Genomic DNA, 22660 nt, shown 5'->3' with positions numbered 1-22660 from the left:
AATAAATGGAATGAATGGTCTGCGATCAGGCTCGTCTGTTGGGATAGCCTGCATATGTGCGGTAACTCACATCAAACACCATGCGTCCCGCACCAAGACTCTGCGCCGTACCGGCATCGATAAAATGATCTGTGGCAGACAAAATCATATCAATGACCAATCCGCCCAAATCTGATGGAGGCAATGCGCTCTCAACAGCCGCAGCCAAAAGATCAAACTCTGCAGACGGATCTTTGCGACCTTTAAAATGAATGACCACATTAACAGCAAGCCGATGATTGAGCCTCGTCAGTTCTTGCCGGGTGACATCATCATAGACCACACCATCAGGCGTTGTCTGGTCACTGGTGTAGAGCACTGTGAAGGAGGGCAAATCCTCCTCCGGCACTGCCGTTGAGCGTATTGGTGTAACAATGCCCAGATATTGTGCTGCGACCGGCTGGAGCTGCTCTCTGATCTTATCAAGGATCATTTGTCGAAGATGCACCATGATTATTCATCCTCATGCAGAAGCAGGCGTTTCATCGCTCGCCCATCATCAATATGACCGGCCACCAGAAAAACCTTGCCGATATCCTGCGCATCATCACTACGAATGATCGTGATCGTGTCAGACTGGCGAACACCATCGAACGGTGTGCCGGAAGCAGCAAAGCTATAGCTCACTCCTTCCAAACCCATGCCCTCGATGTCGAGCAAATCTGTCTCCCGAACTTTTCGCAAAATACCGGTCAACGGGACAGGACTACCCTTGATAGTGACACTGGCTTCGACATTGCCTAGACCAGAGACAAAAGCATCGGCCATATCGGAGAAAATGGCAGGACGGCTCATTCGCCGCCCGCCTTTTCCAATGCCGCTTCCGCAGCATTCAGGCGCTCTTCCGCTGCTTCAAAAGCCGCGAGCTGCTCATCACCGGCATCCGGCTCTGCAAGCGCTTCCTTGGTATTGTCATAGACAAGCTGAGCCGCTTCAAGTTCCGCATTCAGCGCATCCAGATCAGTAGTCTTTACCGGCGCGGGAGGTTTTGTCACTTCCTGTAGCTTCGGTAGAGATCGATCCTCCGGCACAGTGCCAAACAAAGCGGCGATTTTATCCGCTTCCTCCTGTGGCAGGGTGACTGCGGTACCAGGCGGCACGTCTTTACCAGCAATGGTCAGCGTTGCCGCATAGGCTTGTCGTACTGTTTTGACTTTCGCCATAGTTTCATTCCTCTCAAATTAAGTGGTTAGCGAACCATGGCAAAGAGCGATGCAGACGCATCACCTGGTACCGGCAGTGGCGCACTCTGTGTCATCAGGAAGGTTGCCGACGGATCTTCGACATTCCACATTTTCGGGAAGCGAGACAACGGCCTCATCTGCGCTGCCACATCCTGAATGGCACCATGCGCCATAAAGCCCTGGAACTGGCTTGGAGCAACCACACCAACGCCGAAACTTGGCCACAGTTCAAGATTGTTTCCCTGATCATCTTCAAACAGCTGGGTATATTGCCAGAAGTTGAACTGCCCGACAGTGCCAAGATAAATCGCCACCATATCCTCAGAACCGGCAGCAACAGGGCCGAATTGCATTTCACCGCCCATCTGGCGGCGGTTATCCAGAATTTCACGAATTTCAGGATCGCTCTGCAGCAATTCTGCCGCCTCGGCCCCAAGGATCACTTCTGTGGCTGCCCCGCCCGATGTGGTGGCAACACGTGTCGCCCATGAGCGGATAGATTTGCGGATGGATACGCCCGCCTCGCCCCAGCGATCCGCACCGGTCAGAGCAAGCGTGTGATTTGCTGGCCGATTATAATCAACTATCTGGGTTTCATAGTCTTCACCGCTGACGATGATCTTGCCCGTGCGCAGTGCCTCTGCCGCCATCACTTCTTCACGGCGTGTCACCTCATCATCCTGATCGGCCAGAATATCGGTGACAGTCTGCAGGTAGCGATCTTCCGCAGACATATTGCCGTTGAGCGGCTCGCCGGGACGACGACGGAAGCCTTCACCCGGGCGAATTGTGTTTTTCGGCTTCACATAGGCAGGCGTAAATGTTGAGGTCTGGCGGCCACGAATGGCGCGTTCTTTGCCCGGCACCAAAGGTGATACGAATGGTGCAACATTGCGGCGGCGTTTCAGTTTATCAAAGGCGATTTCTTCCGCATCGGACTGAAAACCGTTCGGGAAAAATGTATCGCGGATAAAGGCTGTTGGCCGGTCGCGGGATTCAATCACCGTCAACAGCGCGGCTGTGCTAAATAAATCCATTTGAGATTTCCTTAAATGAGCGCCGGATCAGGCGAGTTTGTGCAGGAAGAGCGGAGCAGAAGCTTTGCGCCATGCGCTTTCGACACTCGCTGCCGTATGGCCTGCCCCGTAGATCAGTTTGGCCGCATCAAAATTACCGGATGCATAGGCATCCGTGATCACATCACCGGCAGTGGTATCGACATCGATAGCCAGCACCATGCTTGGCACTTCGGAACCATCCGAGGATGCAGAGGCTGAGACCAGGAATTTGCCACTGGCCTCACCCAGCACTGTGCCACGTTTGAGAACACCCTGCCCGCCTGCAATAGTCACAACACGGACAGCAACGGGAAAATCACCGACGAGCAAATCGCCGGGAATATAAGTTTCAGTGCGCATAGCGACACTCCTGAAAAGTTAAGGGAACAGAATTACCGAGCTTAACGCTGCGGTTTACGTGACGCGGAACGCGCTTTGGCATGTGCCACCAGGCGCTCATCAGCACTACCGGCTTTAGGGGCAGCACCACCATTACCAAGCGCCGGTACACGACCCTGCATACGGCCAGACAGGCTGGACACTGCACGGGAGGAGCCGGAAGCCGCCAATGTGGCGACAGCCTGTTTGGCCGACATATTGGTATTGAACGCCAAATGAGCTGCCAGTGACGGGTTCTGTTCCGCTTTAGCCGAGCCTAAGATTGCCGACATGCGACTACGCTCAGCCTTGCGGCCACGGGCATAATCGCCGGGCTTTTCTTCATCATCGGCAACGGGCTCCTCTTCCTCAGCATCCGGATCAGGATCGGTTTCCGCGTCGGGATTTTCCGGATCATCCTCAGCCTCATCCGGCTGCTGATCGTCTTCCAGTTCTTCCAGCTTATCCTCTTCGAGGCGTTTGCGTGTATTGCGGCCACCAACAGCCGCGCGGATAGCGCTTGCAAGCGACATCAGCGTGTTCCTTTTTGATAATGTTGAGAGTTTTTAAAGGGGAGAGATCAGGCACTCATCGCGGCAAGAAATGCCTCGAAGACTTGTTTGGGGCGGCCCACCGCATCGGCAAGACCAAGATCAACTGCCGCCTGCCCACGAAACGTATCCGCTTGCGTGGCAAGTGCGGCCTCTACCGAGAGACGTGAACCACGATAACGCGATACGGTTTCTGCAAATAAACTACGCATCGCTTCAAGATCATTGACGGCTTCGGAATATTCTTCCTCGCTCATCGTCTCGAACATGCCGGGACGGGCTTTTTTTTCACCGGCACGTAGAATGGTAACTGCAAGCCCCTGATTTTTTGCCCAGCCGGATGCATCGACATGCATGGTGATGACACCAATCGAGCCGATATAACCGGTGGTAGGGATGACGATCTGGCGACAGGCTGCCGCAAGGAGATATGCGGCAGAACACGCATGATCGGTGAGAATGGCAATCGTCGGCTTTTCCTGTGAAAGTGCATAAAGCTCCTCGGCACAGGCGAAACATCCGTCCACTTCACCACCGAAACTGTCAAACTCAAAGACAACAGCCCTGATATCATCACGGGCAAGACAATCAGCGATCTGGATATTCAACCCTTCATAAGAGGTCATGCCGGAGGTTTTCCCCACCCATGAGCCCTTATTGACGAGGGACCCTTCCACCTCAATGACTGCAACATTGCCAACCATTTTGGGGCCACTATAGATTTTCTCGCCCGTCCAACCGTCGCGCAGTTCCCGCATATTCTCTGACAACACACCCATTTCCGGTGTGTCTGCCATCGCAACATTCTGCCCCAACACACGCGGTCCGAAAGCGCGAGCGATAATATTGGCTTTGGCCTCATGCAGCATCAGCGGCGTATCGAACAAACGCGCCGCAATTTCCGGCATTGCAAATGTCATTTGCTCTGATCCTTATTGGTTTCTTCCGGTTCATCTTTCGGTGTCTCACTACCGAAGCGTGACACCACACCGGTACTTGCCACCTCACCGGAAGTGACACCGTGCTTGGCGGCAAAGCGCTGTTCACGGGCACGTTGCAGCATGTCTTCCTTCCAATCGCGTCCCTGTTCGGCGGACTCTGATTCCTGCGTTGAAAGGCCAGTAGCCAAACGAATAGCCGCGGCACGCGCTTCTTTCTCCGGATCAACCCAACCACGACCGGAACCGATCCAAGCTGCCCTTGCCCATCCGATCGGATTGGCCTCAAAGGAAACAGCATGTGACGGTAGTTTGATCCGACCTTGGTCGAACACTTCTTCAAGCCAGGCCATATAAATTGGCTGCATAAAGCTATGAGCAAAGCTGGTTTTGCGTGCAGTCAGCCCGCGCCAGATTTCCAGAAGTGCCGCACGCGCACTGGAATAATTAACCTTTGACCAGTCCATGGTCAGCTGCTCATAGGTCAGGCCAATGGATGACGCGATATTACGCAGTGCTGCATTGACGAATACCTCAAAGGCAGCGTTCGGATGTTCGGATTTGGTAAAAACCACATCCTCACCCGGATTGAGGAAATTGAGCTGCGCACCTTTCAACCGGATCGGATCAGCCTTATATGCTGCACCTTGTGCCGCTGCCTGCGCATCAAAAAATGCGTTAATCGATTTGCCACTATCACCGGCACTGAAACTATCAGCCAGCTGATCCATATCCAGCGGCGTTTTGATGAAAGCCGCCATTACCGCATTGAGTGATGCTGCCTGCAGCTCATAATCATTGTAATCAGAGACTTGCTTGAGCTGCTGCAACACGGATGCCCAAGGGCTGACACCGCGCGTCATACCGGCGCGGCTGGCCTCAAAGGCATGCACCGAGACCGGCCTGCCCCATTCGGTTTCGCGCTCCACGCGATCCCAGATAAACATATCATGCATCGGTCTGGTGATATCGCCGGGATGTGTGCGGCGCACATGATAGGCCAGCGGCGCGCCATAGGCATCAAGCTCAACACCATCACGCAGAAACTCGCTATCCATCGCCCCTTTCGGATTGGAGATACGCGCCGGATCAATCACATGTACGCATGTGCCGTAACCATTGGCACCCATCCGAAATGGCAAAACTGCGAAGGCCTCACCATCCGAGAAGCGGTGGCGTGCGGCCAGTCCCAGCAATCCCGCAATAGATTTTGTGCGTTCTGCATCAAACCAATTACCGGGATCGGTCGCCACATCCGACCATAGCCCCTCGATCTGGTCGCCAATCTCATCTGCCTCATCAGCACTCAAATTCAGAGTTCTGGCATTTGGTTGACTGGATAAGCGCCATCCGGAACCGATCACTGTATCCACGAGACGGGACACACCAGCCGATGCCCAACCGTTATTGCGCACCGCATCATTGACACGATCAATAACAACATCGCGCGACAATGTGAGTGCAGCTTGTCCGGAATATGTACCAGGTCGCCAACCAGCCATAGACGAATGATCCGAACCGGCAGCGCTATAAGCTGCCGCATTCATCGCGTAACGTCTGCGGGCTGCAACACGCACCTCCGGTGGCATTGGAGCGCCGTGAGCGTCCAGAATAACCGGTTCGCTCATAGAAACACCACACGGCGCGAGCGGGCACGTGCTGCACTGGCAATCCCCAGCTGTGTCCGTAGCTCACCAATATAAAGCCGCAACCGCCCTTCATCTGCTGTGGTGAAAGTCACACTTTCCCCCTGATAGCTAAGCTGTACTGATGCTTTGCCAACCATGAGTTTATGCAGCGCCGTCTCTGCTTCCGTGAGACGTGCCAATAAAATGCTTCTGTCTGTCATGTTGTTTCCGATCAGCCGCGGCGGCTGGCACGCGCCATTGCACGAGCGATGGCCGCTTTTACCAATGGCGATTGTTTCTGTTCATCTGCAGTTTTGGGTGCCGGCACCTGAGGCTGGCGTAAAAGCTGATCTTCCAGATCAAGCTGTGCCGGTGGCGGTTCTTGTGAAAGACGTTCCGCCAATGCGTCCCATTCATCCTCAGTCCAGTAATTGATCCCTAAGCGTAGGGTCGCGGCCAAAGACTGGTTGAGCATATCCAACGCCTCATTGCGTTTTCCAGCTGGCAAATCCCATTCATAATAAGGATGGCCAGACCGGCCACGGCGCTGAACACGTATCTCGGATGTTGCCTGTTCAAAGAAGTCATCCCCCAGACCATGCACAAAATCGATATAGCCAGTCTGGCCCGGATCTTCCTTGCGGAATGAGCGATAAAGAGCTGCTTTCATCACCGAAGCATTGAAGTTAAAAAAGCGCCGTGAGTATTTGAGCGGCCTACCTTTTTTGTCTTTCTCTTTTTTAACTTGCGCCAGCATTGGAGCGGCTTCGCGATTATCACCACGCACCATAATCACATCCGTGATCGGATGACGCCGCGCCCACTCCCAGACATCTTCGGTATAGGCATTACCATCAATCGCGGTCAGATCGACTTTGCGCCGGTTACCCCAACAATCCAGCCATTCACGTTTAACCAGTTGCGACAATGCCTGTTGCACTGCAGGCTCGGAGATATGGCCGGAATGCGCTGTAAAACCCGGTAGATTACGACCGGTATTATCGTCAAATGTCCCGCGATCTATCACCACGCGGTAACGGTTCTTGCCATAACCAACCAGCAGCCATTCAACACGATCCCCCTGCACGTCTATGCCAATTGTCAGGATCAGTGCCTTTGATGGGATAATTCCACGCGGCAGGCCAGTTTGCGCTGCCCTATCGCGCAACACTTCCCAGCCAATAGATTCCCCGTCAGTCTCAAAGGGTTGGCCGAGCCAGTCATTGAAAAATACCTGCTCAGCACCGGCCTTCTTGCCTTTATCATCGGGACCGCCGCGCTGCACATTGAGATAGGCACGCGCCAGCGCCTCCCAACTTTCCAACGGCGAATAGGCAACCCAGATATGGAATGAGCGATGATAGCGTGCTCGTTCCGGATATTTAGCAATCCATTTGGCACCATTCTCTCTTGCTACCATCCATGCGCGATGATGCTCCTTGATTTCGCCGCCACATTTAACGCAGTAAAAACACGCTTTCTCAGGATGCTCCGGATCAATGTGATCACGCATCTGCTCCCATTCGAGCGGTTGCAACTCCAAACAATGCGGACACGGCACATGGTAACGCTCCTGCGTGCCCTGCTCAAAGTTGGAGCTGATACGGCAGCCCGGCGCAATCAGCGGCGTTGAGATTTTCAGGATCTTCGCCGCGATGAATGCTTTTGACCGGCTCTCTGCCTGACTTTCCGGATCACCTGCCTCATTGTTTTGCCATTTCGACAGATCATCCTGCACCTGCTTACGCGGTGAGATCATCGACAAGCCGGAAGGTGAATTGGCACCCGCTGCCTGAATAGCCCCGCGCCCGTCTGCACGCTCCTTATAGTGGATGGAATTACCACCCTCGCGGCTTTTCTCAGGAAACAGTGCCGTCAAAGACGTAGTTTCGCGGATCAGCGGCATCAGCTTCTGTTTCGACCAACGAGAGGCATTTTCCTCTGTCGGATGCACATACAGAAAATCGCACGGATCCATATCCATAGTGCCGAGCGTGAAGATATTCGCCAGCACCGTGCCGCCGACCTGTGCCGATTTGGCAATAGTCACAATCCGGCACGGGTCTTCCGGTGAAATAGCTTTCAATATCTCCGAGAAGAACGGAAACAGCGTTTCATTATAGGGACCAGGAAACTGTGTGATACGATCAGAAAAGACAATATTCTGTTTTGCCCAAGCTAGATAATCAACCGGTGGCGGTGGCATCGTCTCCTGTGCCAGAATGGAATATGTCAGCCATGCCGGATTGCAAAGCAGTGTCATGTACCAACCATTCAGTCTGGGTGTTGATCCTCACTTTCAAATAAATCAGGATCAATCACGTTTTCCGGCTCTGAAGCCTGTTGCTCTATGAAACCCTGTGCTGCTCGCTCACGTACTTTGCGGAAAGCTTGCTGCAGGTGATGTAGGATGTCGCGTTGTGGTAGTTCAAACTGGCCGGCCAGATGCGTTGCCATATCAGCCAGCCCGCCCTCCATCACACGGTAAGCCATCGCCACTGATCGCGTGATTTCTGATCTGGCTTCATCCGCCAACATGAACCGGCCAGATGCTAATGCTTCTTCGCGTTTGGCACGCGCTGTCTGCATTTTGGCTTGTTCAAGCTTTTCGCGGGCTATCTGGTCAGCAACCAGATCACTTGGTGTCTGAAACACTTCCGGTGGCCGCTTTTCTGCATTCTGCAGTAAAGGTGCATCCGTTTGTTCGACTGCAGCGCGTGGTACCGGTGAAACAGATATTCGCGTGCCTAGACCATTAATGCCTACACGCTGTGAGACATCAAGGCGCCCGCTCAAGTGGCGCTTGGCGCGTTCCACTACAATACGGGCGCTTCGTCCTTCGCCTTGCAAAGCATCCGGTCCAATCTGGCCGGACGCAATATATTGAGATATTCGTCCGGCAGAGACATTGATCAGCTTGGCAAACTCGCCCTTGCTCATCGTCTGATCTGACTGGATGGCCGTCATAACTTTTCCTGAGAATACAGCCGGATATTTAATCCTCTGAGTTTAGTGCCTGACTTTAGTTCTTTAGCCTTCGACTTTAGGCTTTGATTTCACGCTCAGACTGACCAAAACCCGCGGTGCGAAATACCCGCAGGCAAGGTGCGTCAGGAAGGACCCGAAATGTTAGAAATGATCCATATCGACTGACCAACTATCGGTGGCTTCGCTTGCCGACCTCTTCCGCGAAGTATCGGGCGAAACGTTCTTCTGCCACGCGCTTTACTGTCTCATGGAAGTTAACGGTTTGAACATAGGAGCGCATACGAACAAAGAGCAGCATGGGTTTTATTAACTTATCCATGGGGTTTCGCTGCCATACCCCCGGATGCAAATGTGATCCGCGCTCTGGCACAAAGAAGCGAGCATTCTTGTATCGCGCATTGCGCCTGGTTGAAGCTGCCGTTCGCTTACGATTATAACCAACAGTACGTTCAGCAATTTGCAAATCAGCCAGAATGCGTACAATCAATGCCACGCGAACATTGCCATACTGATCAAGAGGACAATCCTTTGAAGGAACGGCATAAAGCCCCTTGTCCATATGCCCTGCGGAGATCAGCTGGCGCTCAAAGGATTTGAGATTGCGCTGACCACCGAAAAATTGCGGCGTCAGAAAATTAGCAGGCGGCGTTGAATTCTTAGCCCATGACTTTCCTGCAATGATAACAGCTGCTGAAAGACTAGAACTACTTGCCTGCTCATAGGCAACACCCCGTTTTGCAAAAGGTGTCACTCGATCAAGCTTAGCCTCCATCTCATCCTGCACAGCCAATCGACCAACTGCCGCGGTTCTGTTCAATGCACTGATCGTTGCCTTTGGAACTACTTCCTGCTCGAACCGGTCAAGCTCCTGCTCCCACCCCTTCGTGTCAAAACTCATGAACACGGATGGACCATCAGATAACAATGGTCCACTCAATAATGAGGTGACATTCAGCATGGTCAATTATTCCAGTGAAAGAGAGATCAGCAATACTCAGTCCTGACCGCCAAATATTCGCGCATGTTGAAATGTGCATGAATCTCAACACTCATGGTCCGCACGCATTTTACCGCGCACTACATTAATTCATACGCATTTGACGGAATAATATTCGCATGATTAGTGAAAGATGCTGCTGGCGGGGAAAATAATCCGGTCGGCAATTTCTATTGTACTTCCGTGGGGCAAGGTCACGACTAGAACGTGGCTTGAGTGACGAGCTCGACCCCGTCTGTACCGGAGTGTGAATACAATGGAAACAAAGTTGAAACGCAAGTTAGTCGCCGTTCGGGCTTATGTTCGTAAGCGATATGGAAAGTTAGAATATGTATGTGCGCATTTTCGCTCACATCCTAATCAGCTTTCCTTTAACTTTTAGGGAAGAGTCACGCCCTTGCCCCAGCCAGCAGCACCCATCACTAAGCACCTTCATTATCTGGTTTGTGCCTGCCATAGAGCCGCTATCTTGCTCTTTTCTTGCGATACATTCGCTCATCAGCAAGAGACATAATATCTTTGAATTTCTGATTAGATTTTAATGGCATATATCCAACAGAAAGCGATAAAACATGCGTAATACCAGTCTGTCGCTGCTGAAACTCATCATGCGCTTTCGCATTCATCTGCTCAATTGCATCATCAACATCAGCACATGAAGCCTTTGGTATGAAAGCGCAAAACTCATCCCCACCAATACGCGCAATCAAACTATCTGTCGGCAATACGTTGACCATTGCCTGAGCGACAGAAACAACAGCATCATCACCAACAAGGTGACCATATTTGTCATTTATCACTTTCAGATAATCAATATCAGCTAACATAAACCAGCCTCGAACACCCGCGGCACTTGCTGCATTAAACTGCTCGATAAAACTACGGCGGTTAAGGATACCGGTTAAAGGGTCCACACTCGCGATGCGCGTAAGCTCATTGGCTCTGCGGATGGCGCTACGATAAGAGAGTTCCAGTTTTTCCAGACGAGAAAACCAATAAATACCAATCGGTATTGCGATCAGAAATGGTAGCGTCAATCTAACAAAGACCGTTATTAAATCGGACTCTGTTCCCGTGATTATTCGAATACCAGTTGAAAATGATATTGAAATAGCCGCTGCAAATACTGCGACTATTGCCGTTCGTTTCAACACAAACTTCGATAACAACCGCCCCACCTTCCGGGATCATATCTTATTAAAAAAACTGCAATCTAGCTTTTTAATCCGCCATGCAGTTTTACCGATATGGATTTCAGAAACACCAACATTTGTGCATCATACGAATATAATCCACAACTCAGGTATGATGCAGTTTTAGTAATTTCTTAGGGCTCGAAATTTCCTCATAGCTTCGCACTTGGGGAGAAGCGGTTGCCGGTCTTCCGGTAGCTTCTCCGAGGTCTGTGCCGAGCTCTGCCATATAGGCTGCTACAGGGTATCGGAAGCACTACGCTCCACAGTCCACAGTCGTCTCTGCGACTATGGCTATGCCGATTTGATCAAATTGGCAAGAGGCACTTCTATTGTCCGCTCTTGACCAAATATGAAGGCAAGAACACGGGCTGCTCTTGCCCCGACATAGCCTTCTATGACGCCCTCAAAAACACCTGCAGAGCCAACCGGAAACGATACGCGTTCACCGTTTTTGTAACGTGGGAAATTCCTTAAATCATTAAATGAACCAACGTCATTCAAACATTTGAGATCATTCATATATTTATCGCTAACAACCAAAGCGCCACATTGGCCAAACACAACAGAAATAGCACCATCAATACGCGACAGGCCTACCCAACTTTCAGCACACGGAACAGCTTTAACAAAGAGATATCCGCCAAATACTGGCACCTCAATCTCCTTTGCAGGACGGGTATATCGACGTGGCTGCAAGGCTTTTTTCAAAGGCAACCATGTCTCAATTCCAAAGTTACTCACCGATTTACTAACAGCTTTCTCTTGTTTGTTCGCAGTTTTGAGAACAAACCATTGTTTTTCAGACTGCTCATTACCGGCAGCAATAGCCAAAAATTTCTCTTGCATCCGTATTTTGATACGATCTGGATCGCGCTCATCGAGCTGTCGTGCTGTTTCCAAGATACGCGCTTCCTCAAATGGTCTGTTATTTGGCATCATCATTTTTCAATTCCTCGCAACAGAGCCTGTAATTCATTCAATGCATCGGGACCGCCTTCCGGCAGGTAGACATATTCCAGCGTTCCGGTGTTAGGCAGCCAAGGCCAGCCACGCGCAGCATGAGCATCAATCCACGCCTGCCACAGATCGCCACCAACCTTCATCGCAACCATGCGCCCAGCCACCGGCTGCAAATAAGCAGGAACAAGATCGCCACGGCGGTTTGAAGCCCGTTCAAACAAATCATTCACTGCTGGGAAACCAAGCTTCACATGCTTATCGGCCAACAGATACTCAACCGTGAATTGACCAGCCTCAACCATCTTCCGCTCCAAAGCTGTCAGCTGACCGACATGCGTAGCACCGGCAAGTAAAAGCTCATAAACCCGTGCAGCCCACATTTTGCCGAAAGGCGCAGCTTGAACCTGAGCCGGAGCATTTGCAGCAACTTGCGCTGGTGCTGGAAGCTTTTCCCAACGCTTTTCGCTGAGATAAACCGCAAACGTACAAAACTTGCTCCGACCAGAAACCTTGGAAGCCTCAAGATAGCGGCCTAATTCCTCAAAAGCCTGCTGTTGCTCATCGGCGCTCAGACGCATCCATGCTTTGAACGCCTTTGGCTCACTATCCGTCACGAATGTTGGCCATTGCCGGTAAGCTTTTTTGAAAGCCCGTTCGTTTGCCTTACGGATTTCCTTGTTTTCAAGTTCGCTTGCGCGCCCTCTCTCAAGTGATGGTTTATTTAATGGTTCTATTACGGTTTGGGTGACATGGTGACACCCGTCTATGTCGTCAATGTCACCCGTCTCTGCATCCAGTGTCACGGGTGTCGTGGTGTCACCCGTGACATGGTGACACCCGTCAGACACAGTTTTACCCCTCACAAGAGCTTCCAATTTCATCATATCAAAGTCGTATCGTGTGGCCTGTCCGGGGCGACCGCCGCCCTCAGCGACCACGATCAACAGACCCTCATCAACAAACTCTTTCAGAAGGCGCTGCACGGTACGCTCTGACAGCTCAGTTTCGTTTGCCAACCGGCCAACAGTCGGCCAAATTCCGCGCCCCTCATCATCAGCGAAGTCACCTAGCCGGATCGCAAGTATCTTGCGGCTTGGAGAACCGATCTGTGCCTTGAAAAGACGCGACATGACTGCAATGCTCATTGTGCAGCCCTCCGCAGCTCGCGCAAATTCCGCCCCATAGCAGCCCGTTTGCGCCGGTAGGTTCTAATCCCATACAAAACCGTGGTGTGATCACGATTGCCCATGCGACGGCCGATCTGGGAGGATGAAAGCTCGGTCAGGCGCCAAGCCCAATAATAGATGGCCTGCCGTGCCATAGAGACTTCACTATCACGGCGTTGAGAACGGACTTCCGTTAAGCTTACGTTGAACACACGGCAGAACCGGTGCGCAATCTTATCAAGACGCGGCCTATAACCCTTATCGCCTGGCATTTGTGCAATGAGGGCCGCGTCATTTACAATTGAAGCAATAAACCGCTCGAATTTGACGGCTGTCGCATTGCGCATCGCAATAACTGCAGGATTGAAATTCATAGCAGCCCCCGAAACAAAGGCATGCCAAGCGCATCAGCATAGAGCTGCACCATGGCCTCCTCTTCCTGCCGCTCATGATCCTCTTTTTTGCGTAACCGGATGATCGTGCGTACAGCCTTCGTGTCGAAGCCGGAGCCTTTCAGTTCGGCAAAAACCTCTTTGATATCATCACCGACAGTTTTCTTTTCTTCCTCAAGACGCTCAATTCGTTCAATAAAAGCACGAAGTTGCCCCACTGCGATGGTCTGCGAGCTGTCTTCTCCAACATCGTCAGTCATGATCTTGCCTCCGCTTTTTATCGGAACGAACCGGCACGAGACAAAGCCGCGGCAAACGTCCTTCTATGGTCAGCCGCGCCAGCCGGTCAGCATTATTAGGAAATTTTTCCAGCACAGCTTTAGATTTGGCCGCACCATATCGAGAGTGGGAAACAAACGGTTCGGAGCCGTGGAAGCGAAAGTGGCACATCATGCGTCACCGCCTTTTGAAAGCGCGCCATCAACCTTCCGTTGAAATGCTCGAAGCATTTGCACGGCTTCCTCAATTTCAATGTCAATTTGCTGCTTTTCACGGGGCGTGATTGAACCGTCTGCAATCGCCTGCGCGTATTCCTGCATCACATCAGATACAGACTTACTCAGGCGGGACATATCCCCGATATCCGGCAAGGTGTTGCCGAAATTCTGATTGCCAAGCGACACCAGTTTATAGCCAAGCTGTGCGGCCATAATGGAAACAATACCGTTCGAGCGCGTGTCGAGCATTAAATCCATAGCCACATCAATCGGCATATGGTTGATCGCCTCATCCGGCGCACCATAACGCGAAAGCGCCGAAGCATTGACCCGCGTCACCTTTTCAAAAGCAGAAACACCGCCAGCCATCGGCAGCAATCGACGTACAGCAGCCTTGAGAGCCTGCCGATCTTGCTCAGTTGTGGGGCGAATTTTCACCATGACAGAACCTCATAAAAAAGACCAGTCTTCGCGCTCACGGGAGCCAAAGCACGAAGACAGGCCAGCATCTGCCGTGGGAGGTACCGGCAGAGATAAGGGAAAAAACTATTGTGTGATTTTCGGTGACAACTGCAATGCAGTCGTGCTCTGTGAGGCAAAGCGATCATTGCACCACCTCATCAGTACAAGGACGCATGATATTATCAGGCCATGCCGCCTTATCCGGCCAGTTATGGGAAAACCACAGAACTGCGTCATTGAAACGAGAAACAGTAATATCAGCCCCATTTCTAAGGGCTGAGAGTTTTTTGGTATCACTAAACAGTCGATTACTGAGAGTTTTGTCAGCACAAAACTCAACAGCCTGATATCTGTCAGCAAGGTCTAATAGATGAGTGATTTTCAACATACGGACATAAGCGGTTATTTTACCGCTTATGTCAATGGTATTAATACCGCTAACAAAACCCATCAAAAGCGGTCATATTACCGCATTATGCTAAATGATGTCATTGATCGAATTCAAATCCGCCTTGATAAAGTAAATTTATCAGCCACAGCCGCCTCTTTAAAGGCAGGGCTGAGCCGGGATGCAATTCGCAATATTCAGCGCGCAGTAAAAGCCAACAACGGACGCAAGGGCGTATCCACAGGCACCATTGCTGCCTTAGCACCCATCCTTCAAACAACACCGGCATGGCTTCTTGATGGAACTGAACCAGAAGAAGCAATCCATGAAGTTAAACAATCGATATTAAACTATGTGCCGCTCATATCATGGGTAAGCGCTGGTGAATTAGGCCACCAAGACGGGGTTGAGGACTTCAACGGCTATCCAACAGTCGCAACCGCCGACCTTCCGGAGGGGGATTGGATTGCTCTGCGTGTTGATGGGCCATCTATGAACAAGATATCCCCACCTGACTCAATCATTCTTGTAAATCGCGCCGACAAAAGACTGGTTACAAACGGATGCTACGTTATCACTGACGAAACAGGGCAAGCTACATATAAGCGTTATCGCCCCAATGATGATCCACCATTCCAACCGGCATCTTACAAAGATATTCCTGCACCAAAGCTAGACGGCACCATCACCGTTATAGGTCGCGTTCGTCGATCAATTATCGACATGTAATCATTCAACATCAATTGTAATAATTTATAAGCAACTGAACTATGCTGCATAAAGCAGCAAGTTCAGAGTGATATTTTTCATCTCATCATCACACACTAAAAGAGGTTTTTTTACCGTATACGATTGACTAGCGGTAATTTTACCTCTATCTCTGTATCTAGCATTCTGTTTGCCATTTCAAAACGGCTACAAAATCAAAGCTATGATCACCAGAGGTTATAATCATGATCATTTATGAAACCCGCCCTGCTCCGGCACCATCAATTCAAGAATTGTGCATCGTCTCTGGTATGGCCGCGACTATGCAGGATATGGACGCTGCAGGTGAAGCCGTAACACCGGAGAACTTGCGCGGACGTGGCTACAATATGGGCGACATTTCCCGTTACGGCCTCAAAGCCGCCAACCTTGCCCGCAAGCGCTCAGTTAAAACGGTGATGTGAGCGACTTAGAAACGGCAATCATTCAGATTATTCTGAATTGCAGAACCGAACCTGACTAAGCCACCCCAACAATCTGACACTGCCACAACTGCCGCACCCTCCGGCAGAAGGAGAACTTGCATGCAAATTAAGGTCAATATCAAAGCTCGTATGGCTCAAGCAGGCATCCGCGGCCGCCAATTGGCACCACTGCTCAATATCACGGAGCCAAATGTCTCCTTGCTCATAAATGGCAAGTCCAAATCCATTTCCTACAAGCAGATGGCTACATTATGCCAGATATTAAACTGCCAGCCAAACGACCTGTTTGAGTTAGTGCGGCCATGACAAGATTTCTATTCATTCAGACCGTTCCTTTGTGCTGTTTCCATGAAGGAATGAGAGGTGATGGATCGCGTTCCAGCGCGATTCATCACCGCCAATCTTGCTACAAATATTTGATTTTGTCCGTTTATAAGGCCGCAAAAACAGCTCTCTCCCAGCTATTCACAGGCCATGCAGCACTATTGGAGGCAGGCAAGTGAAACTGACAATCGCACAGAAGGAAACGCTTTTACTGATCGATAACGGTGAGGTCTACCGCGCAAATCATGGGTATGCAGCATGGCGTATAAATGTCGCAAGCCCTCAGGTTGTTGGACGTTTAATTGCAATGGGTTTGGCTACATGGGGGCAGCGTAACGACACGCTTAACCAGTATCCATGTGTATTAAGCCTCTCAGGCCGCACAGCCTTGGCGCAAGGAGATTATGGTAATGGCTGAAAACAGTAGAATCGAATGGACTGATCACACGTTCAATCCGTGGATTGGTTGTACCAAAGTTTCCCCTGCATGTGACGGCTGCTATGCTGAAAACCTCATGGCAAATCGTCTCGGTCGTGTTGAATGGGGTGCCGGCGAAGACAGGCGACGCACCAGCGAAAGCAATTGGCGCAAGCCTTTGGCATGGGACAAAGCAGCATCTGGCCTAACCGGCGCGTCATTCGTGTTTTGCGCATCACTTGCCGATGTGTTCGACAATGAAGTTGATGACCTTTGGCGGCGAGATCTGTTTAAGCTGATCGAGGCAACACCGAACCTTACGTGGCTGCTGCTGACTAAGCGCATTGGCAATGTTATCAAAATGACAGATCCAATGCGCGGCAACCCTCTTCTGCCGAATAATGTGGCGATCGGCGCGACCATTGCGAACCAAGAGGAATACGATCGGGATAACTGGAAGCTTAAGGAGGTAAAGGAGCGGCGGGAGCCTGTATTCACCTTTGGCAGCTTCGAACCCCTGCTCAGTCCTATACGACTGGATGCGCACGCGCCGGACTGGATTATCACCGGTGGAGAAACAGATCAGGGCGCTCATAAAGCGCGATACGCGAATCCGGAATGGTTTCGATCGCTGAAGCATCAATGCGCCAGCCTTAACCGGTCGTTCTTCATGAAGCAAATGTCACGAAAAGCGGAGATACCGGCCGATCTATTAATCAGACAATGGCCGGGAATGCGTGCCGCTTTGGCACAGGGAGGTGAGTAAGCATGGATCACAAAGCCGAAAGAGAGAAAATGCGTTACACCCGCGCGCAAATCCGCAGTGCAGCGATCATTGCCAAAGAGCAGGGCGTGAGTGTGCGCCTAGAAGCTGACGGCTCTTTATCAGTGCAACCTGCACCACTCACAGATACCTATCCTCATTTGATTGAACATAAAAATATAGTGCGGCTGTAATGACCAAACTGAGACGTAAACTCCCACCTCATGTTGTGCGTGAAGTGAGCAGACACGGCAAAGTGAAATATTTTTACCGGATCGGGAAAGGTTTACGCGTGCGTCTGCCCGATGATGTGAACTCACGGGAATTCAAAGAAGGCTACAAGCAAGCTGTAATGGGCTATAAAATCGAAGAAGCCCCGCGTGGTATTCCTACCCAGCCCTATAGCTTGCGATGGCTTATTGACCGGTATCGTGAAAGTTCCACATGGAGAGCATTTTCGATTGCAACACAGCGCCAACGAGAGAACATTTTTATTGAGGCAATCAAACGCTCCAATAATACCCGCTACACAGCAATTGACCGCCGCTCGATGGTTATGGCTCTTGAAGCACGAGCTGACACGCCTGCCCAAGCTAATCACTTCCTGAAAGCAATGCGAGGTCTCTTCAGCTGGGCACTCCAAAATGATTATGTGACCATTGATCCAACTGCAGGCGTATTGCCGTTAAAATACAAAACCGTTGGTTTCGCGCCCTGGACAATGGAAGATCTGCTACAGTTCTATGATCGATGGCCAGTAGGGACCAAAGCTCGTCTTGCGGTAGAATTGTTACTGCATACCGGATTGCGTCGATCTGACGTTGTGCGCGCTGGCCGCCAGCACATGCGCGGCAATATTTTCAGCATTAAAACTCAAAAAACCGGTTCCCAGATTACCGTAGAGTTTCCTAAGGCGTTGCTGGATGTGATTTCCGTTACTGAAACCGGAATCAACACATTCCTCATCAGTGAAGCTGGTAATGCATTTGAAGTTGCCAGTTTTGGAAACTGGTTCAGAGACAGATGTAATGATGCCGGCATCAAGAAAAGCGCACACGGGTTGCGCAAACTTTCTGCAACTCTATCTGCAGAAGCCGGTGCAGCCACACATGAGCTAATGGCACAATATGGCTGGTCAAATGTTAAACAGGCAGAACTTTACACCAAAGGCGCAGACAGAGTGCGCCTAGGCATTAAAAACTCCAGACGCGTTGCAGACCAGATTGAGAGTGAAATCGCTCTCACCCGCTCAAGAAGAAAAAATAAAAAACAAGCCGATTAAAAATGGAATTTTACAACCATAAATGCCAGCTAATTCTCTAGCTGGCTTTTTTATTTCATTGTTTTTCATGATAGAAATTCAGAGATTATATACGCACTTTGCCCTCACCTCGTTCATTAGTAAGGGATTTAAGCAAAATAAATCATATATAACAAATGCTTAGAATTTAGATGGAGGCCTCGCCCGGAATCGAACCGGGGTGCAAGGATTTGCAGGCTCCAAGGGGGCTATTAGGGAGGGTTCGGGACTACACTGAAACCCTTTATTTGCAAGCATTTAGATTGACCAAAGTTCCTTGCACCTTTATGAAAAACACATTCAAAATGTATTCCTGGTGACTCAATGGAGGTGCAAAGGACGTGGGGACTCAAGTTCGACTGACAGCCGAGTTTGTCAAGGATCTGCCGATAGACGGCAAAGACAGAATCATTTTTGACGACCTCGTGAAGGGGTTCGGCATCCGGACGACGAAATCAGGCTCTAAGATTTTCATTGCCCAACGTCGGGTAGCCGGAAAAGGGCTTCGCGTCACCATTGGCCGGTTCCCTGATATCTCAGTTCTGAAAGCTCGAGACGAGGCCCGTAAGCTCCTGCTCGATATGAGTCAAGGTAGTGACCCACGGCGGGAGATCCGCTCCGAAGAGCCGGAAGCAACCCCACCCCTCAGTTTTGCCGACGCTGTCGAGCGTTGGCTCAATCTGCATGTCCGCACAAAACTGAAACCTCTGACGATCCGAGATTACGAAAAAATATCGGATGCTCTGAAAGAACGTTTCACAGGCCGATCTCTGGAGAGCATCAGCAAAGCCGACGCCCTGGAGCTTCATGCAGCCATGTCCGCGACCAAGCGCAGGGCGAACTATTACCTGACCACGCTGAGCACAATCTGTGCGTTCAATGATCACTCAGGTATCACCGCAGGTATTAAGCGTTACCGAGAGACCCAACGCGAGAGGATTATGTCGCCCCAAGAGCTGGAGCGTGTCTTTGTCGCCATCCAAAAGGCTGAGGGCGACCAAAAAATATCCGTCTGGATAGCTGGGGCATTGCGCTTCGCCATTCTGACCGGTGCCCGCCCTGCCGAGATCACCGCCATCGAATGGACGCACCTAGACCATGACCGGCAACGTGTCGTCCTGCCGGACTCTAAGGCAAATCGACAGAGGATCCTTTATACAAATCTCGCCGCTTGGACGGTGATGACCGCCATGCCGCGGTTTGGCAAGTTCGTCTTCGCTGGTCGTGACAAAAACAAGCCAATGGCCCGCCTCACAAACTCTTGGGGTGATGTTCGCAAATTGGCCGGACTAGATGACGTGAGGCTATACGATGCACGTCACACGTTCGCGTCTGAAGCCGCCTTGGCTGGTCATAACCTGCCGATGATTGGCGCTCTGCTCGGGCACACCGTGGCCGCCACAACTCAGAGATATGTCCATCTAACTGACGCCCCAGCTTCGAAAGCATCGCAGGATGTTGGCGACCGCATGGCCGCAGCAATGGCTGGAGCAGTCGAAAAACAAGGTGCAACACCTATCCGGAAGCAAGCAACAACGTCACCAAGCAAGCCTCGGAAAGTACGAAACGTATAGAAATACAATACGCAACGTATTTAGTTATTAGATAAGCAATACAAGTCGAAAGTTATCCACAGGATTTATGCTCAATAAAATCAATATCTGACCAATATAATTTCATCAAATATGAAATTTGCCAAAGCTAATATTTACGAATCTTCTGGTTGGTCACAGCATGTTTAAGGCATCTTAGTTGTTATTCGAGGTTCTTCACGAATAACAACTAAAGGATGCTAAACAATGAACACCCCAAATAGTAGTACAGAACACTTCGACGATCTAGACGGCCTTCTCTCCGAAGAAGAAGCAGCAGATCTTTTGAAGCTCGTGCCACGCACGTTAACCGTGTGGCGCACCCAATCCAAAGGCCCCCGGTTTCTCAAAATTGGCCGTCGCGTGTTCTACCGCCGCGAATGGCTTGTTGAGTTCGCCCGCAGTCGCATCGTTGACCCTGCAGCCCGTGAAGTGAGGGCGGCCCGATGACCCTCAATCACGTCGAGCGCATAGAAGATCTCAAGACCGTATCCGGGCTTATAGGGAATCTCGTGAGTGATCACCTGAGCATCGTCTCAGACCTCAACGGCCAGCAAGTCATCATCATTTCGGCGAAACACGCCGAGCGAATTCACTTGCTCGCTCGCGATATGGAACGCCGCGTCTGCGAGTTGTCGGAAGGAGAAGCCCGATGAGAACGCCCCACCTCTCGAAATCCACATTGCTGAACTTCAACGAGAAAGGCCGGCGCGGTCAGGTTGCCACAGAAATGCGCATTCGCCGGAAGGCCCAGCGCCTCGGATTATATGCGAGCAAAACTCGTCTTGCGACTGGGGGCTGGACAATAGACTGCAACACATACGGTACGCTGATCGCGGGTCCGGGTTTGTGTGATTGGCAAGCGGAAGAACTTTTGAATGACCTCATTGCCAAGAAACGGGGGGCTCGCATATGACCGCCACCGCAAAGAAACGCCCCTGCCCGGTAGCAGCCGGAGCAGAGGCAGATAGCAAGTTCAATCAATCCGAAATGTATCAGGGCTACTCTGATCAGGCAAGCCCACAAGATTTAGCGCAGGCTAAGCTGCACCAGCTTTTCCAACAGCCGGGTTTTGATGCTGAGCAGTTCCTTCGCTGGGATGTTAACACTTTCGCTGAGCAATCCGGGCTCGATCAAGGTCAAATAATCAAGATTGTTCGCAAGTTTGAGAAGCAACAGGTGGCCTCTGGCTATGCTGTGCTCAAGCAATGGCACGATAGCATTATCATTCATCCAGAAATGACCGCACACGAAAAGATCGCCGCACTGCGTATCTGGTCGCACATAAATCATCAGCACCGCTATGCATGGCCGTCGCAGGAGCGCATTGCTGCAGAGCTTGGATACTCCCGAGGTTCAAACTTTGGCAAGGCACTCCGTCGCTCATTTGAGATTGGAGCTCTAAGCCCGGTCAAAGTTAAAAACCTGCCTGAAGAGCAGCGAAAGCTCGCCGTGAATGTCAGTCGAAGATCACTTAGAGGCACCGCTTACAGGCTTAATCCGATCGATAAATGGAATGAAGAAGCCGCTCAATTTAATGCGTTGCAAAACAGCAACAGGTTCCTGGGAGGAACCCTTGAAGGTTCCTGTGGGGAGTCACTTAACAGAGAACATAACAATACACCGCTTCGCGGGATTTCATCCAATCATATAACTCATCCGGTTATCGTTGTGCAGGTTGATAGGTCTATACAATGCACTGATGGTCCAGGACTTGGCTCTAGGCACATGGAGGCAATCGCATGAAATGTATAATTCATATGTTCCCGCATGATTACGAGGTTATTATTCGTCTAGAGGCTGCCGAGATCCGCAAAATAAGGCCAGCTCACAGAGCAAAACGTATTCGACAGCTTGAGACACAGATCATCTCAGAAGCCGCCAGAGCAGGACTGAAGAGATGGGAAGCCTTCAAACGTGCAGATGATTTTCTGTCAGCTCTGAATGAGCGGATCACCGAACTCGATTGCCTGTCCCGTGGACATAGCCGCGTCCTGTCATTCGACCGCAAGACAGCGGGAGGTGCATCATGACCCAGCCATGCAGCATCATCCGAACATTTGCTTGCGCCATGCAGCTCGTAGCCCGTGAAAATGACATGCCACCCCTTCAGAGAAAAAGGCCACCCACCATAGAAAATCAAACAGGCACCATATCAGAGCCCATAGAGGGACAGGCAGAGGCTAGAGCCGAAGGCGAGAGGTTGCAGCCATGACCGCCCCCCTTGGCCCCACATTCAGCATACAGA

The 22660-nt window shown here is 51.0% G+C and carries 30 protein-coding genes; 12 read left to right on the top strand and 18 right to left on the bottom strand.

Translation table 11 applies throughout. The features are described 5' to 3' along the window. Positions 1 to 25 precede the first annotated feature (25 nt). The 18 genes from P8H26_RS02110 to P8H26_RS02025 form a co-directional block, all read right to left on the bottom strand. Positions 26 to 490, bottom strand: a complete 465-nt coding sequence (locus tag P8H26_RS02110) for a hypothetical protein (RefSeq protein WP_289631190.1) — start codon at positions 488 to 490, stop codon at positions 26 to 28. A 2-nt stretch (positions 491 to 492) separates the two neighbouring features. Continuing rightward, on the bottom strand, positions 493 to 834 hold the full coding sequence (locus P8H26_RS02105) for a hypothetical protein (protein WP_289631189.1): 342 nt from the start codon (positions 832 to 834) through the stop codon (positions 493 to 495). Beyond that, a complete protein-coding gene (locus tag P8H26_RS02100; protein ID WP_289631188.1) occupies positions 831 to 1202 on the bottom strand; it encodes a hypothetical protein in 372 nt (123 codons plus the stop codon). The genes P8H26_RS02105 and P8H26_RS02100 overlap by 4 nt, the downstream gene beginning before the upstream one ends. A gap of 26 nt (positions 1203 to 1228) precedes the next feature. Then, positions 1229 to 2260 carry a major capsid protein gene (locus P8H26_RS02095; protein WP_289631187.1) on the bottom strand — a complete coding sequence of 344 codons (1032 nt, stop codon included), beginning with the start codon at positions 2258 to 2260 and terminating at the stop codon, positions 1229 to 1231. Between the two features lie 27 nt (positions 2261 to 2287). Then, positions 2288 to 2641, bottom strand: a complete 354-nt coding sequence (locus tag P8H26_RS02090) for a head decoration protein (protein WP_289631186.1) — start codon at positions 2639 to 2641, stop codon at positions 2288 to 2290. A gap of 41 nt (positions 2642 to 2682) precedes the next feature. Next, the gene (locus tag P8H26_RS02085; RefSeq protein ID WP_289631185.1) at positions 2683 to 3192 is read right to left on the bottom strand and encodes a hypothetical protein; all 510 of its coding nucleotides are present in this window, start codon (positions 3190 to 3192) and stop codon (positions 2683 to 2685) included. A 47-nt stretch (positions 3193 to 3239) separates the two neighbouring features. Further along, positions 3240 to 4130, bottom strand: a complete 891-nt coding sequence (locus P8H26_RS02080) for a S49 family peptidase (RefSeq protein WP_289631184.1) — start codon at positions 4128 to 4130, stop codon at positions 3240 to 3242. Further along, the gene (locus P8H26_RS02075; protein ID WP_289631183.1) at positions 4127 to 5776 is read right to left on the bottom strand and encodes a phage portal protein; all 1650 of its coding nucleotides are present in this window, start codon (positions 5774 to 5776) and stop codon (positions 4127 to 4129) included. Before P8H26_RS02075 ends, P8H26_RS02080 begins: the two co-directional genes overlap by 4 nt. After that, complete coding sequence (gene gpW / locus P8H26_RS02070; protein WP_289631182.1) at positions 5773 to 5997, bottom strand: gpW family head-tail joining protein; 225 nt, start codon at positions 5995 to 5997, stop codon at positions 5773 to 5775. The genes P8H26_RS02075 and gpW overlap by 4 nt, the downstream gene beginning before the upstream one ends. A gap of 11 nt (positions 5998 to 6008) precedes the next feature. Further along, positions 6009 to 8039 (bottom strand): phage terminase large subunit family protein, encoded by a 2031-nt coding sequence (locus tag P8H26_RS02065; RefSeq protein ID WP_289631181.1) that lies wholly within the window; start codon positions 8037 to 8039, stop codon positions 6009 to 6011. Positions 8040 to 8050: 11 nt separating this feature from the next. After that, positions 8051 to 8743: a hypothetical protein gene (locus tag P8H26_RS02060; protein WP_022711871.1), complete on the bottom strand. Its 693-nt coding sequence runs from the start codon at positions 8741 to 8743 to the stop codon at positions 8051 to 8053. A 190-nt stretch (positions 8744 to 8933) separates the two neighbouring features. Beyond that, positions 8934 to 9722 carry a hypothetical protein gene (locus P8H26_RS02055; protein ID WP_289631180.1) on the bottom strand — a complete coding sequence of 263 codons (789 nt, stop codon included), beginning with the start codon at positions 9720 to 9722 and terminating at the stop codon, positions 8934 to 8936. Positions 9723 to 10225: 503 nt separating this feature from the next. Beyond that, positions 10226 to 10939 (bottom strand): GGDEF domain-containing protein, encoded by a 714-nt coding sequence (locus P8H26_RS02050; RefSeq protein ID WP_289631179.1) that lies wholly within the window; start codon positions 10937 to 10939, stop codon positions 10226 to 10228. 309 nt (positions 10940 to 11248) lie between these two features. Beyond that, positions 11249 to 11899, bottom strand: a complete 651-nt coding sequence (locus P8H26_RS02045; RefSeq protein ID WP_289631178.1) for a transcription termination/antitermination NusG family protein — start codon at positions 11897 to 11899, stop codon at positions 11249 to 11251. Then, a complete protein-coding gene (locus tag P8H26_RS02040) occupies positions 11896 to 13062 on the bottom strand; it encodes a helix-turn-helix domain-containing protein (protein WP_289631177.1) in 1167 nt (388 codons plus the stop codon). Before P8H26_RS02040 ends, P8H26_RS02045 begins: the two co-directional genes overlap by 4 nt. Continuing rightward, positions 13059 to 13457 carry a helix-turn-helix domain-containing protein gene (locus tag P8H26_RS02035; protein ID WP_289631176.1) on the bottom strand — a complete coding sequence of 133 codons (399 nt, stop codon included), beginning with the start codon at positions 13455 to 13457 and terminating at the stop codon, positions 13059 to 13061. The genes P8H26_RS02040 and P8H26_RS02035 overlap by 4 nt, the downstream gene beginning before the upstream one ends. Beyond that, on the bottom strand, positions 13454 to 13735 hold the full coding sequence (locus tag P8H26_RS02030; protein WP_289631175.1) for a DUF2312 domain-containing protein: 282 nt from the start codon (positions 13733 to 13735) through the stop codon (positions 13454 to 13456). The genes P8H26_RS02035 and P8H26_RS02030 overlap by 4 nt, the downstream gene beginning before the upstream one ends. A 189-nt stretch (positions 13736 to 13924) precedes the next feature. After that, positions 13925 to 14413 carry a phage regulatory CII family protein gene (locus tag P8H26_RS02025; RefSeq protein ID WP_289631174.1) on the bottom strand — a complete coding sequence of 163 codons (489 nt, stop codon included), beginning with the start codon at positions 14411 to 14413 and terminating at the stop codon, positions 13925 to 13927. Positions 14414 to 14804: 391 nt separating this feature from the next. On the opposite strand from P8H26_RS02025, the gene P8H26_RS02020 reads away from it, so the two are divergent. The 12 genes from P8H26_RS02020 (at position 14805) to P8H26_RS01965 (ending at position 22158) form a co-directional block, all read left to right on the top strand. Then, complete coding sequence (locus P8H26_RS02020; RefSeq protein ID WP_245257343.1) at positions 14805 to 15551, top strand: LexA family transcriptional regulator; 747 nt, start codon at positions 14805 to 14807, stop codon at positions 15549 to 15551. Positions 15552 to 15775: 224 nt separating this feature from the next. Beyond that, on the top strand, positions 15776 to 15994 hold the full coding sequence (locus tag P8H26_RS02015) for a hypothetical protein (RefSeq protein WP_289631173.1): 219 nt from the start codon (positions 15776 to 15778) through the stop codon (positions 15992 to 15994). Between the two features lie 120 nt (positions 15995 to 16114). Then, complete coding sequence (locus P8H26_RS02010; protein ID WP_289631172.1) at positions 16115 to 16321, top strand: helix-turn-helix transcriptional regulator; 207 nt, start codon at positions 16115 to 16117, stop codon at positions 16319 to 16321. Between the two features lie 193 nt (positions 16322 to 16514). Further along, positions 16515 to 16757: a hypothetical protein gene (locus P8H26_RS02005; RefSeq protein ID WP_289631171.1), complete on the top strand. Its 243-nt coding sequence runs from the start codon at positions 16515 to 16517 to the stop codon at positions 16755 to 16757. Beyond that, complete coding sequence (locus P8H26_RS02000; protein ID WP_289631170.1) at positions 16750 to 17523, top strand: DUF5131 family protein; 774 nt, start codon at positions 16750 to 16752, stop codon at positions 17521 to 17523. The genes P8H26_RS02005 and P8H26_RS02000 overlap by 8 nt, the downstream gene beginning before the upstream one ends. Before the next feature lie 2 nt (positions 17524 to 17525). Continuing rightward, on the top strand, positions 17526 to 17714 hold the full coding sequence (locus tag P8H26_RS01995; protein WP_075655016.1) for a hypothetical protein: 189 nt from the start codon (positions 17526 to 17528) through the stop codon (positions 17712 to 17714). Further along, positions 17714 to 18802: a tyrosine-type recombinase/integrase gene (locus P8H26_RS01990; protein WP_289631169.1), complete on the top strand. Its 1089-nt coding sequence runs from the start codon at positions 17714 to 17716 to the stop codon at positions 18800 to 18802. Before P8H26_RS01995 ends, P8H26_RS01990 begins: the two co-directional genes overlap by 1 nt. Before the next feature lie 359 nt (positions 18803 to 19161). Beyond that, positions 19162 to 20394 (top strand): site-specific integrase, encoded by a 1233-nt coding sequence (locus P8H26_RS01985; RefSeq protein ID WP_289631168.1) that lies wholly within the window; start codon positions 19162 to 19164, stop codon positions 20392 to 20394. Between the two features lie 225 nt (positions 20395 to 20619). Continuing rightward, complete coding sequence (locus tag P8H26_RS01980) at positions 20620 to 20862, top strand: helix-turn-helix domain-containing protein (protein ID WP_289631167.1); 243 nt, start codon at positions 20620 to 20622, stop codon at positions 20860 to 20862. Then, the gene (locus P8H26_RS01975; RefSeq protein WP_289631166.1) at positions 20859 to 21068 is read left to right on the top strand and encodes a hypothetical protein; all 210 of its coding nucleotides are present in this window, start codon (positions 20859 to 20861) and stop codon (positions 21066 to 21068) included. The genes P8H26_RS01980 and P8H26_RS01975 overlap by 4 nt, the downstream gene beginning before the upstream one ends. Continuing rightward, positions 21065 to 21328, top strand: coding sequence for a hypothetical protein (locus P8H26_RS01970; protein ID WP_289631165.1), 264 nt, complete (start codon positions 21065 to 21067; stop codon positions 21326 to 21328). Before P8H26_RS01975 ends, P8H26_RS01970 begins: the two co-directional genes overlap by 4 nt. Next, positions 21325 to 22158: a hypothetical protein gene (locus P8H26_RS01965; RefSeq protein WP_289631164.1), complete on the top strand. Its 834-nt coding sequence runs from the start codon at positions 21325 to 21327 to the stop codon at positions 22156 to 22158. The genes P8H26_RS01970 and P8H26_RS01965 overlap by 4 nt, the downstream gene beginning before the upstream one ends. The last annotated feature ends 502 nt before the right edge of the window (positions 22159 to 22660 follow it).

Source organism: Pseudochrobactrum sp. sp1633, from assembly GCF_030376605.1.
Classification (GTDB): domain Bacteria; phylum Pseudomonadota; class Alphaproteobacteria; order Rhizobiales; family Rhizobiaceae; genus Pseudochrobactrum.
The sequence above is the reverse complement of the archived record's forward strand: the minus strand, read 5'-3'. Positions and strand labels throughout refer to the sequence as shown.